The organism is Prosthecobacter sp. (assembly GCF_044222565.1).
Taxonomy (GTDB): Bacteria; Verrucomicrobiota; Verrucomicrobiia; order Verrucomicrobiales; family Verrucomicrobiaceae; genus Prosthecobacter.
On the sequence record NZ_JBGANA010000014.1, the window covers coordinates 109,472 to 120,751 of the forward strand.

Sequence of the window (11,280 nt, forward strand, 5' to 3'; positions counted from 1 at the left end):
CATTCATGAAACGAAGCAACGTCATCATCCTGACGCTCGCAGGAGTGAGCCTGGCGGCCACCCGCTGTCATCGCACACCCGCTGCCGGACCTGTCAATGTCCACAGCACCGCCGTGCTGCCCCCCGGCTCTCTCAGCCCGGCCATGCGTGCCACCCTGCCCGCCTTTGCGGCAGGATATGACACTTCATACCAGTCACCTCCGCACAACGCCTACGATCCCCAGCTCGGCTACTACCATCAGCCATGCTCAGGCTGGTTTCCCTACCCCTACGATCATTACGACTCGCGCTGGGGCTACTACCGCTGCGGCAGGTGGTCACGCTATCACAGCACCCAAGCCTACTCATCCTCGTCCTCCTACTATCGCTCCGGCCCCATTTTTTCAGGCACATCAGCACCTCTGAATTCTTCCCAGCCAACTAGCACTGCCAGGCCCGGCACCGCGCCGCCTGCCCTTCAGGACTACGCACTCCAGCCTTCTGGAGCGCCCGTCCACAATGGAGTGCCACAGAGTCAGGCGACAGCCACACGCGCCGCTTTCGCACCCTCGTCTTCCTCTCATGGCTCCAGTTACACCAGCCGCGGCGGCTTCGGCCACACCGGATATTCCTCAGGCCACTTCTCCGGCTCCTGATCTGTTGTGAAACGCATCACCCAAAGCCCCCGCGCCGACTGGCAGGCCCAGGTTGAATCCCTCGGCCTCACCTACCACACCATCGACGGCCAGCTCTACTGGGACGAGTCCGCGCACTACCGCTTCAGCACCCGCGACATCGAAACGCTGGAGAAATCCACCGCCGAACTCCAGCGCATCAGTATCGAGGCCGCCGAGCGCGCCATTCGCGACAACTGGCGCGCGCGCCTCGCCATCTCCCCCTCAGCCTGGCAGGAAATCATTCAATCCTGGGAGCGCGACGACCTCTCCCTTTACGGCCGCTTTGATCTCATGTGGGACGGCGCCGGCCACCCCAAGCTCCTCGAGTACAACGCAGACACCCCCACCGGCCTGCTCGAAGCCTCCGTCGTCCAGTGGCAGTGGCTCCAGCAGACCCGCCCGAACGCCGACCAGTTCAATTCCATCCACGAAAAGCTCCTCGCCTCATGGCCCGCGTGGCCGCAGAAACAAATCCACTTCTGCGCCCAGCGCGATGCCGAGGAAGACTGGCGCACCCTTCTCTATCTCATCGACACCTGCCAGCAGTCCGGCAAAACCACCATCGACCTCGCCGTCGAAGACATCGGCTGGAACCAAGGCATGCAAAACTTCGTCGATCACCAGGACCGCCCCATGGACCTCCTCTTCAAGCTCTACCCATGGGAATGGATGTGGCAGGAGGATTTCTCCCGCCATCTCTCCGGCAGATGCCAGCGCTTCCTCGAACCCGTCTGGAAAATGCTCTGGAGCAACAAAGCCTTCCTCGTCCTCCTCTGGGAAATGTTCGAAGGCCACCCCAATCTCCTCCGCGCCTCCTTCACCTCCGACGGCATGCCCAGCCACGTCGAAAAACCCTTCTTCGGCCGCGAAGGCACCAACGTCCGCCTCATCCGCAACAACGACCTCCTGGAAAGCAGCGACGGCCCCTGGCAGTCCCAGCCCAAAGTCTATCAGGAGCTCCATCCCGAAGTTTCCTTTGACGGCAATCACCCCATCATCGGCTCCTGGATCATCGGCGGCCAGCCCGCCGGCATCGGCATCCGCGAAGACACCTCCCTCATCACCGCCAACACCAGCCGCTTCATCCCGCATTGGTTTTAAAGAAGCAGCGCAAAGCCACAGCTCACTCATCCCTCCGCCCCCCTGCCTTCTCACAGGCCCGTCACTTCAAAAATCAAAAATCGATTGCTCATCAACGCGTTCTCCGAAGCTCGCAGAGCGAAGGATGAATCGCCAATCACGCCCGCCCAAGTCGCTCACCAGTTCGGGAATTGACCTTCTGTCCTTCGACGTGCTGAACGGAAAACAAATCGTCAATCATTCTCTCGAAACCTTGTCGCCAGCATCAGGGCTTACGCATAAACAGCGCCCAAATTTCTAGCTGCCACGGAGCGCCGCGTCCTTTCGGTCGTTTCTGTCCTTTCTGTCCTTTCTGTCCTTGTCCTTTCGCATGACCCTTCGCCTTCGCCACCCCTTCATGCGTAAGCCCTGCGCCAACATCTCCCAGCACCAAAGGTGCGGCCTATCGCAGCCCTGGGCAGAGCGAGCCTCGGCGAGCGCCGCCCAGGGTTTTCCGCCAACAAATCCGGAAAGCAAACCCAGCGCCTCTCACTCACACAGCGGGCGCCAGCAGCGTCTGCAAATCGCCCCGCCACACGCCTGCCGCCATCGCTTTCCTCACCCCCTCATCCTCTCACACCCAAGGCCTCCCAAACAACCGTTCAGCCACCGTCAACAACTGTCAACCACCGTAAACTTCCCCTTCCCCTCATTCCTCATTTGAACCCCCCACCTCCTTGAGGCATGTAAACCGCCCCCCATGCCCCACGAAGCCCAAATCGCCCGCCGTCGTTCCTTCGCGATCATCTCGCACCCCGACGCCGGTAAAACGACGCTCACCGAAAAGCTCCTGCTCTACGGCGGCGCCGTTGCGCTCGCAGGCTCCGTCACCGCGCGCAAAAACCAGCGCGCCACCACCTCCGACTGGATGGAGCTGGAAAAGCAGCGTGGCATTTCCGTCAGCTCCACCGTCCTCCAGTTCGAGTACAAAGGCAGCGTCGTAAACCTCCTCGACACCCCCGGTCACAAAGACTTTTCCGAAGACACCTACCGCGTCCTCACCGCCGTCGATGCCGCCATCATGGTCATCGACGCCGGCAAAGGCATCGAGGCCCAGACCCGCAAGCTCTTCGAAGTCTGCCGCCGCCGTGGCGTCCCCATCTTCACCTTCATGAACAAGCTCGACCGCCCTGCGCGCGAGCCTCTCACCCTCCTCGACGAACTCGAAACCGTCCTCGGCATCGGTGCCTGCGCCATCAACTGGCCCCTCGGCCTCGGCCAGCAGTTCCGTGGCGTTTATGACCGCCGCAAAAACGACGTCCACCTTTTCGAGCGCACCGTCCACGGCGCCTACCGCGCCCCCGAAAAAGTAGGCGGCCTCGATGACGACTTCGTCGCCAAGCACACCGTCCCCGAAGCCCTCGAACAGGCCAAGATGGAACTCGAAATGCTCGACGGCGCAGGCCACGCCTACGACCGCACCAAGATCGATCGCGGCGAGCTCACCCCCGTCTTTTTCGGCAGCGCCAGCAACAACTTCGGCGTCCAGATGCTCCTCGACGGCTTCCTCGAACTCGCCCCGCCACCCGAGCCCCGCATGGCCGCCGATGGCCGCGTCATCGAGCCCACCGACGAAGGCTTCTCCGGCTTCGTCTTCAAGATCCAGGCCAACATGGACCCCCGCCACCGCGACCGCATGAGCTTTGTCCGCATCGTCAGCGGCAAGTTCGAGCGCGACATGCAGGTCACCCACACCCGCACCGGCAAAACCGTCCGCCTCGCCAACTCCCAAAAACTCTTCGCCCAGGACCGCGAAACCGTAAACGAAGCCTACGCAGGCGACGTCGTCGGCATCGTCGGCAATCACGGCTTCGGCATAGGCGACACCCTCGCCGTCGATCCCAAACTGCGGTTCGACGAAATCCCCCGCTTCGCCCCCGAAGTCTTCGCCTACCTGCACAACCCCAGCACCGCGCACTACAAACGCTTCCGCGACGGCCTCGAGCAGCTCCTCAGCGAAGGCGTCGTGCAGCAGTTCATCCAGCCCCACGCCGGTCAGCGCGTGCCGCTCCTCGGTGCCGTCGGCCCCCTCCAGTTTGAAGTCGTGCAGTTCCGCCTCGAAAGCGAATACAACGCCCAGAGCCGGATCGAAAACGCCCCCTACACCGTCCTCCGCTGGGTCCGCACCAAAGACGGCGGCGCCATCGAAGACTTCGACATCCCCAGCGGCGTCGCCACCGCCCAGGACAGCGAAGAACGCTGGGTCGTCTTCTTCTCCGACCAATGGGCCATCAACTACTTCGAACGCCGCAACCCCAACGCCGAACTCTCCACCATCCCATGGGATGAAGTGGAAAAAGCGAAGCTCGCTTAACGTCGGCTGGATTCACACTATAGAGCGTTGAAGCAGCAGTAACTCACACAAATCAGGTGAAGCCGCCATGATAAAAAATTTCATCATCGGTCTGCTGGGAATATGCTTCGGAATTGCTGCTTTTATTCATCAAGTGGGTGATGCCCAGGAGGTTTCGGCGCTTAAGCGTGAAGGGCAGCCGCTGCTCGCTCATATCGACGGTGCATCATCGAGCACCAGGCGAGGACAGACCTTCTATTGGCTGAAAGTAAGTTACAAGATCGGTGGGCGTCCTTACAAAAGCGGAGGGGAGGTTTCCGAATCAGTGTATCGCAAATATACCTTTGGCGGCCTTTATGCCTCAGGGGATATTTCCATTCGCTACCTCCCCAGCAATCCCACGGTCATGCGAATCACTGATCCTGGCCTGCCCACTGATTTTGAGGAACCATCGGTATTCCTTAGGTTTTTTGCTGCGGGGATGTGCCTGTTTGGAATCTATAGCATCAAGATGGCCGTCAACGATTTCCGCTCCTGCCTGCAGAAAAAACAGACAAACCCTCCCACATTTGCTCCTCCCTAAGACATTGAACGCGGTGGAGCAAAAGTCGGACAGCGTTTTCTAAGACAGGATTCACAAGATTACAGGATGATGCAGCACGGCTCACCCTGAACAAAAGAGCTCATTTCCGAGACGCCACTCTCAAGCCTCCCCCGCGCAAATCTTGTGAATCCTCCAATCCTGTAAATCCTGTCAAAACAGCACCGCGCAACCCAAAGCTCCCGCCTGCATGCTCCCCAAAACCGTCGTCATCACCGGCTGCACCCGCGGACTCGGCCGCGCCATGGTCCCGCTCTTCATCAAAGCCGGGTGGACCGTCATCGGCTGCGGCCGCAACGCCGCCCAGATCGCCGAACTCTCCCGCGCGTTCCCCGCGCCCCACCTCTTCCACACCTGCGACGTCTCCAGCGAGTCCGACATCGCCTCCTTCTGCGCCGCCATCCTCAAACACTCCGGCCCGGCCGACCTCGTCCTCAACAACGCCGCCATCATCACCCCCAACGCGCCCTTCTGGGAAACCAGTGCCGAAGACTTCAGCCGCATCATCGACATCAACATCAAAGGCCCCGCCGCCATGATGCGCCACCTCCTCCCCGCCATGCTCAAACGCGGCAGCGGCGTCATCGTCAACTTCTCCTCCGGCTGGGGCCGCTGCACCGCCTCCGACGTCGCCCCCTACTGCGCCACCAAATACGCCATCGAAGGCCTCTCCATGGCCACCGCCCAGGACACCCGCGGCAAAGTCGCCATCATCCCCATGAACCCCGGCATCATCGACACCGACATGCTCCGCAGCACCTTCGGCTCCACAGCCGGCGACTTCCCCAATGCCGAAGCTTGGGCAAAACGCGCCGTCCCCTACTTCATCAAACTCACCCCCAAAGACAACGGCAAACCCCTCACCGTCCCCGGAGGATAGGCTTCCAGCCTGTCTCCGGATCAAGGCGTCCCGCCTTTGCCCGTTATCAAATTCGCCACGCCGCCTCCGCTAACCCCATCGCACGTATTGTAGTACCGGCTTCAGCCGGTCCGGTCCTCCCCCTGCAAATCCGCCCAAATCTACTGATTCAAACCTCTGCGTTTTTCTAATCTGCGGTGTAAAAATCAGTCTCTCCCCCCATGCGCATCCTCATCACCGCCGGCCCCACCCGCGAGCCCATCGACCCCGTGCGCTTCCTCTCCAACCGCTCCTCCGGCCGCATGGGCTACGCCCTCGCCGAGGCCGCCCACGCCGCAGGTCACGAAGTCCTCCTCATCTCCGGCCCCGTCACCATCTCCCCACCCCTCGGCGTCCAGCTAGTCCGCATCGAAACCGCCCGCGAAATGTACAACGCCGTCCAGGCTCACCTCCCCGGCTGTGCCGCCGCCATCTTCAGCGCCGCCGTCGCCGACTACCGCCCCGCCCAGGCCGCCACCCAAAAAATCAAAAAGTCCGCCACCACCCTCACCCTCGAACTCGAGCGCACCGAAGACATCCTCGGCTCCGTCCGCTCCCAGTTCGCCTTCACCGGCTTCCTCGTCGGCTTCGCCGCAGAAACCGAAAACCTCATCGCCCACGCCCAGGACAAGCTCCAGCGCAAAGGCTGCGACCTCATCATCGCCAACGACGTTTCCCAATCCGGCATCGGGTTTGACAGCACCGAAAACGAAGTCACCCTCTGCTTCCCCCTCGGCAAAACAACTGCCCTCCCCCGGCAGTCAAAAACCGCCCTCGCGCATGAACTGATCCATATCATTTCATCGAGAATCCAGTCCCCAGCATCCAGCATCTAGTGAAAGAACTCCTCGCCACCGCCACCGAAGCCGCCCACGCCGCCGGAAAACTCATCACCGAAAACTTCGGCTCCGAACTCACCGTCAACGAAATGCAGCGCCACGACATCAAGCTCGAGCTCGATGTCCGCAGCCAGCAGCTCATCACCGACATGATCCTCGCCCGCTTTCCCGACCACGCCATCCTCGGCGAAGAAGGCGGCGAAACCGGCGGCAACGGCGACATCGAATGGATCGTCGATCCCATCGACGGCACCGTGAACTACTTCTTCGGCATCCCCCACTTCTGCGTCTCCATCGCCGCCCGCAACCGCGAATCCAAAGAGCTCCTCAGCGGCGTCATCTTCGACCCCATGCAGAATGAAACCTGGACCGTCATTCGCGGCGAAAAAGCCCAGCTCAACGGCAAACCCATCGCCGTCAGCAATCGCGCCGAAATGGCCGAAGCCGTCGTCACCGTCGGCTTCTCCAAAAGCAAAGAAGCCCTCGATCTCGGCTTCGAGCGCTACAAACGCATCGCCTACGAAGTCCGCAAAACCCGCATGCTCGGCAGCGCCGCCCTCGCCATGGCCTACATCGCCACCGGCCGCCTTGATGCCTACGTCGAAGAACAAATCAGCCTCTGGGACATCGCCGCCGGCCAGCTCATGGTCGAAATGGGCGGCGGCAAAGTCATGCTCAAGCCCAGCACCACCAAGCCCGGCACCATGTTCATCTGCGCCTCCAACGGCAAGCTCCCCATCGAGGACTACCTGTAAGCCTTCGCGCCTAGTTTTTTTTCATCAGCCGCAGCTAACCTCACCCCATGATTGCCACTTTCGACACTGTGCTTGCAGAGGCGCTGTCTTTGTCAGAAGACCGCAGGCTTCAATTGGTGGAAAGCTTGATCCCCACCCTCCACATCACCCCTGATCTGGAGGCGGAGCAGATTCAAGAAGTGCAACGGCGCATCGATGAAGTTCGCAGCGGACGTGTCAGCACCATTCCCGGCGAACAAGTTTTTCGTGAGATTCAGCTGTCTCTCGCCGAGCGCCGCTAATCATAACGTTTGCTTTTTAACCAGGCGCCCGCAGCCACCACTTCGCTCCGCCACACACGAGCCCTGAAGGGGCTGCGGACTCAGCCCAGGGTCAGTCGAGCCTAAGCGAGACGACCCTGGGTAACCGGCCAGTAATCGGGGAAGCAAACCCACAACTTCGCCACACACAGCGGCCCCCAGCAGCGTCTGCAAAAAGCCCCGCCGCGCATCGTCTCCGCGATCAGGCTGCACTCCGCTCCACCTTCTCCGCCGCTGATCCCACTCCCAAAAGGTTTTCATCTTTTCCAGCATGACAACTGACTCACCCCCTGCGAACTAACCCACGCGCATGCCCCCCTCTCCAGACCCCCGCGAAGTCATCCTTGAAGCCCGCGAGCTCACCCGTGAGTTCGACGGCGTGAAGGCGCTCGACCGCTTCAGCTTCAAGCTGCATCGCGGCGAGGTCCTCGGTCTACTCGGTGCCAACGGCGCCGGCAAGACCACCGCCATGAACTGCCTCCTCGGCCTCACTCTGCCGACCTCCGGCGAGCTCAATGCCTTCGGCCTCCCCCTGCAGGCCAATCGCATCAGCATCCTCCAGCGCTCCAATTTCTCCTCCGCCTACACCGCCCTCCCCGGCAATCTCCTCGTGTGGCAAAACCTCCTGGTCTTCGCCCGCATCTACGGCGTGCCCAATCCGAAGAAAAAAATCGCCGAGCTCATGGAGCTCCTCGAAATCTCCCACCTCAGCAAACGCGTCACCGGCCAGCTCTCCGCCGGCGAATCCACCCGCGTCAATCTCGTCAAAGCCTTCCTCAACGACCCCGAGCTCCTGATGCTCGACGAGCCCACCGCCAGCCTCGACCCCGACATCGCCGACAAGGTCCGCAAAGTCGTCCGCAAGGTCCAGCGCGAGCGCAGCATCGCCATCCTCTACACCTCCCACAACATGCGCGACATCGAGGAAGTCTGCGACCGCGTCATCTTCCTCCACAAAGGCAAAATCGTCCGCGAAGGCACTCCAGCCGACATCGTCGCCCAGTCCAGCAGCGACAACCTCGAAGACGTCTTCATCAAGATCGCCCGAGACGGCGAAATCCTCGACGAACCCAAAAAAGACTCCGCCCCATGAATCTCCGCATCATCAGCGCCCTCGTGATGCGCTACCTCTTCCTCTACTCCCGCACTCCCATGCGCCTCGTGGAGCTCATCTTCTGGCCCCTCGTCGATCTCGTTGTCTGGGGAAACGTCACCGTCTTCATCCAGAAAAACAGCGATGCCAAATTCGGCGAGTTCATCCTCTTTTTCCTCGGCGCCATGATCCTCTGGGACGTGCTCTTCCGCGCCCAGCAGGGCGTCGCCATCTCCTTCCTTGAAGACGTCTGGACCCGCAATCTCCTCAACGTGTTCGTCGCCCCCGTGCGCACCGCCGAGTACCTCGGCGCCACCTTTGTCGTCGGCTTCCTGCGCATCCTCGTCACCTGCGTCGTCATGAGCCTCGTGTCTTACATCGGCTACTCCTTCAACATCTTCCAGCTCCAGTGGTGGCTCATCCCCTTCTTCCTCAATCTCATGGTCTTCGGCTGGGCCCTCGGCATGATCTCCACCGCACTCATCCTCCGCTGGGGTCAGGCCGCCGAATCCCTCGCCTGGGCCGTCCCCTTCTTCATCCAGCCCGTCGTCTGCGTCTTCTACCGTGTCGAGGACATGCCCGCCTGGTCCCGCCCCATCGCCTGGCTCTTCCCCGCCACCCCCATCTTTGAAGGCATGCGCGAAGTCATGAAAACCGGCACCATGCACTGGCACCACCTCTGGCTCGCCGCCGGCCTCAACATCATCTACCTCGCCCTCGCCGGCTGGCTCTTCGTCTGGGTCCTCAATCTCACCCGCAAACGCGGCCTGCTAACGAAGTTTGCGACTCAGTAAAAGTGATGCGGCACTCCTGCCCGCAACAGCGCTCTCGCGAACACCCAGCGCCCCCTCCAAGCAATGGGGGCATTCCTGCCCCCTGCTGGAACGCCGGATCAGCCCCCCATTTGGACTGCGGTCGCGCAGTGAGGCACGAACGCAGCTACCGCTTTCGTCGTGCAGCACTGCGCACGAATACCACCGAAATTCCGAAAGCGGCAGCCAGTGATCACTCACAGCCCATTGAGCACGCGTCCGCCGCCGGCCGCTCGAAAGCGGCGGCTTCGCGTGCCGCACTCCAAATCATCCTCGCACAATTGCAGCCCCTTCGGACCGCGACAACGCAGTGAGAAAAGCAACCGCAAACCCACGCCCTCCCCCAAACAACCGTTCAGCCACGGTCAACAACCGTAAACCACCGTCAACTCCCCCCTCACTTCCCCCACACCCCCGCCGCCCTCAGCACCGTCTCATGCACGCTGATGTCATGCGCCGCATCCCACGCCAGCTTCTTCTCCCCGCGCACCACCTTCGCCAGATCCGTAAACTCACCCACATACCGGTCCTTCGGCACCTCCAGTTGAAACGACTGCACCCCCTTCTTGTAGCTCCCCCGCGCCTTCGTCAGCGACAGATTCACCTTCCCGCTCTCCATCGGCAGAATCTCAAACGTCCCCTCTGTCCCCGTCACATTGAAGCGCCGCCTCGGCCCGCCAAACGGGTCCGCATGATTCACCCGCACCACCGCTGTCGCCTTCGCATACTGCAGCACCGCCATCTGGTTGTCCTTCACGCTATCACTCTGCGTCGGCGTTGAAAAAGCCGACACCGACTGCGGCTTGCCCAAGATCGTCGTCACCGCATCGATCACATGGCAGCCCAGTTCAAACAACCCGCCGCCCGGCAACGCGCCAATGATCCCACGCTGCTTCGCATCCCCCAGCTTCCCCATCGCCGCATCGATCTCAGTGATCTCTCCCAGCCACCCCTCGCGCACCGCCTGAAACAGCAGCACAAACGCCGGGTTATAGCGCAGCATATATCCCATCTGCACCGTCAGCCCGCGCTTCTCCGCCTCCAGCCGCATCGTCTTAAATTCCTCATGCTGCAGCGCCCCCGGCTTGTCCAGATGCACATGCTTCCCCGCCTGAATGCACCGCAGCGCCGTCGCGCACGAATCCTCCATCCGCGTCTCCACCGCCACCGCTTTTAAATCCGGCATGCCCAGCAGCTTCTCCTCCGTCAGCGTCGGCACTCCTTCATACCCCTTCTCCTTCGCCACCACTCCCACCACCTCCCAAAGCTCAGGCAAAGCCCGCATCGCCGCCATCTTCCCCGCCGCATGCGCATGCTCCGTCCCGATCTGCCCAATCTTCAGCCTCCCTCCGCCACTCGCAGCAGAGGCAAATGCAGTCGAACTACAGGCAAGAATAAAGGCGCGTCGTTTCATCATAGTAGTCCGTCTCAAACGCCACGAGCGCCCTATTCTTCACACCAAGATCCGCCGCAAACCAAGAACCGTTGCGAAAGCCGCAGATTTATTTGGAGTGCGGTCGCGCAGCGAGGCACGAGCGCAACTACCGCTTTCCGCAGGCCGCTCACCTCATGAACACCACAAAACAATCGAAGCATCAGCCAGCGCCGTCGCATTGACTCATTGCCTCCTCTCACTCCGAAAGCTTCATCGCCACAATAACCGGTAGTTGCACCGGCAGCGTCACCACATCAAACGCCCCCGCCGCCACCCTCTGCCCCGGCGTCACATTCCCTCGGAACGAGTTCTTAAACTCCAGGCCCGCACTGGCGCAGCTGCTCAGGTTCAAACCCACAACGAGAAAAAGGAGAGCGCGAGCAAGTTTCGTTTTCATGGCCAGAGCATGCCCTGACTCCAGCCAATCCCCTCATTGATCCTCTGCATGCTCCCATCGCCCCAATCACACACTCAACCGCC

General features: G+C 61.2%; 12 protein-coding genes. 10 read left to right on the forward strand and 2 right to left on the reverse strand.

Annotated elements, in window-relative coordinates; translation table 11 throughout:
• The first annotated feature begins 5 nt into the window (after positions 1-5).
• The 10 genes from ACILSR_RS20455 (at position 6) to ACILSR_RS20500 (ending at position 9,347) form a co-directional block, all read left to right on the forward strand.
• Positions 6-635: a hypothetical protein gene (locus ACILSR_RS20455; RefSeq protein ID WP_395751647.1), complete on the forward strand. Its 630-nt coding sequence runs from the start codon at positions 6-8 to the stop codon at positions 633-635.
• Positions 636-641: 6 nt separating this feature from the next.
• Positions 642-1,757: a glutathionylspermidine synthase family protein gene (locus ACILSR_RS20460; protein WP_395751648.1), complete on the forward strand. Its 1,116-nt coding sequence runs from the start codon at positions 642-644 to the stop codon at positions 1,755-1,757.
• 718 nt (positions 1,758-2,475) lie between these two features.
• Positions 2,476-4,089, forward strand: a complete 1,614-nt coding sequence (locus ACILSR_RS20465) for a peptide chain release factor 3 (protein WP_395751649.1) — start codon at positions 2,476-2,478, stop codon at positions 4,087-4,089.
• A gap of 67 nt (positions 4,090-4,156) precedes the next feature.
• Entirely contained in the window at positions 4,157-4,651 is a 495-nt protein-coding gene (locus ACILSR_RS20470) for a hypothetical protein (protein ID WP_395751650.1), read from the forward strand.
• A 208-nt stretch (positions 4,652-4,859) separates the two neighbouring features.
• Complete coding sequence (locus tag ACILSR_RS20475; RefSeq protein WP_395751651.1) at positions 4,860-5,549, forward strand: SDR family oxidoreductase; 690 nt, start codon at positions 4,860-4,862, stop codon at positions 5,547-5,549.
• Between the two features lie 200 nt (positions 5,550-5,749).
• Positions 5,750-6,403 carry a phosphopantothenoylcysteine decarboxylase gene (locus ACILSR_RS20480; RefSeq protein ID WP_395751652.1) on the forward strand — a complete coding sequence of 218 codons (654 nt, stop codon included), beginning with the start codon at positions 5,750-5,752 and terminating at the stop codon, positions 6,401-6,403.
• Positions 6,403-7,161 (forward strand): inositol monophosphatase family protein, encoded by a 759-nt coding sequence (locus ACILSR_RS20485; RefSeq protein WP_395751653.1) that lies wholly within the window; start codon positions 6,403-6,405, stop codon positions 7,159-7,161. Before ACILSR_RS20480 ends, ACILSR_RS20485 begins: the two co-directional genes overlap by 1 nt.
• A 47-nt stretch (positions 7,162-7,208) precedes the next feature.
• On the forward strand, positions 7,209-7,442 hold the full coding sequence (locus tag ACILSR_RS20490; RefSeq protein WP_395751654.1) for an addiction module protein: 234 nt from the start codon (positions 7,209-7,211) through the stop codon (positions 7,440-7,442).
• 328 nt (positions 7,443-7,770) lie between these two features.
• Complete coding sequence (locus ACILSR_RS20495; protein WP_395751655.1) at positions 7,771-8,553, forward strand: ABC transporter ATP-binding protein; 783 nt, start codon at positions 7,771-7,773, stop codon at positions 8,551-8,553.
• Entirely contained in the window at positions 8,550-9,347 is a 798-nt protein-coding gene (locus tag ACILSR_RS20500) for an ABC transporter permease (RefSeq protein WP_395751656.1), read from the forward strand. Before ACILSR_RS20495 ends, ACILSR_RS20500 begins: the two co-directional genes overlap by 4 nt.
• Positions 9,348-9,762: 415 nt before the next feature.
• Here the strand turns inward: ACILSR_RS20500 and ACILSR_RS20505 are convergent, their stop codons facing one another.
• Positions 9,763-10,782, reverse strand: coding sequence for a Gfo/Idh/MocA family protein (locus tag ACILSR_RS20505; RefSeq protein WP_395751657.1), 1,020 nt, complete (start codon positions 10,780-10,782; stop codon positions 9,763-9,765).
• A gap of 214 nt (positions 10,783-10,996) precedes the next feature.
• Positions 10,997-11,197 (reverse strand): hypothetical protein, encoded by a 201-nt coding sequence (locus tag ACILSR_RS20510; RefSeq protein WP_395751658.1) that lies wholly within the window; start codon positions 11,195-11,197, stop codon positions 10,997-10,999.
• Between the last annotated feature and the right edge of the window lie 83 nt (positions 11,198-11,280).

Bases quoted from the DNA above. Each gene is read 5' to 3' on its own strand.
- ACILSR_RS20455 (WP_395751647.1), top strand. From the start codon at position 6: ATGAAACGAAGCAACGTCATCATCCTGACGCTCGCAGGAGTGAGCCTG.
- ACILSR_RS20465 (WP_395751649.1), top strand. From the start codon at position 2,476: ATGCCCCACGAAGCCCAAATCGCCCGCCGTCGTTCCTTCGCGATCATC.
- ACILSR_RS20470 (WP_395751650.1), top strand. From the start codon at position 4,157: ATGATAAAAAATTTCATCATCGGTCTGCTGGGAATATGCTTCGGAATT.
- ACILSR_RS20475 (WP_395751651.1), top strand. From the start codon at position 4,860: ATGCTCCCCAAAACCGTCGTCATCACCGGCTGCACCCGCGGACTCGGC.
- ACILSR_RS20480 (WP_395751652.1), top strand. From the start codon at position 5,750: ATGCGCATCCTCATCACCGCCGGCCCCACCCGCGAGCCCATCGACCCC.
- ACILSR_RS20490 (WP_395751654.1), top strand. From the start codon at position 7,209: ATGATTGCCACTTTCGACACTGTGCTTGCAGAGGCGCTGTCTTTGTCA.
- ACILSR_RS20495 (WP_395751655.1), top strand. From the start codon at position 7,771: ATGCCCCCCTCTCCAGACCCCCGCGAAGTCATCCTTGAAGCCCGCGAG.
- ACILSR_RS20500 (WP_395751656.1), top strand. From the start codon at position 8,550: ATGAATCTCCGCATCATCAGCGCCCTCGTGATGCGCTACCTCTTCCTC.
- ACILSR_RS20505 (WP_395751657.1), bottom strand. From the start codon at position 10,782: ATGATGAAACGACGCGCCTTTATTCTTGCCTGTAGTTCGACTGCATTT.
- ACILSR_RS20510 (WP_395751658.1), bottom strand. From the start codon at position 11,197: ATGAAAACGAAACTTGCTCGCGCTCTCCTTTTTCTCGTTGTGGGTTTG.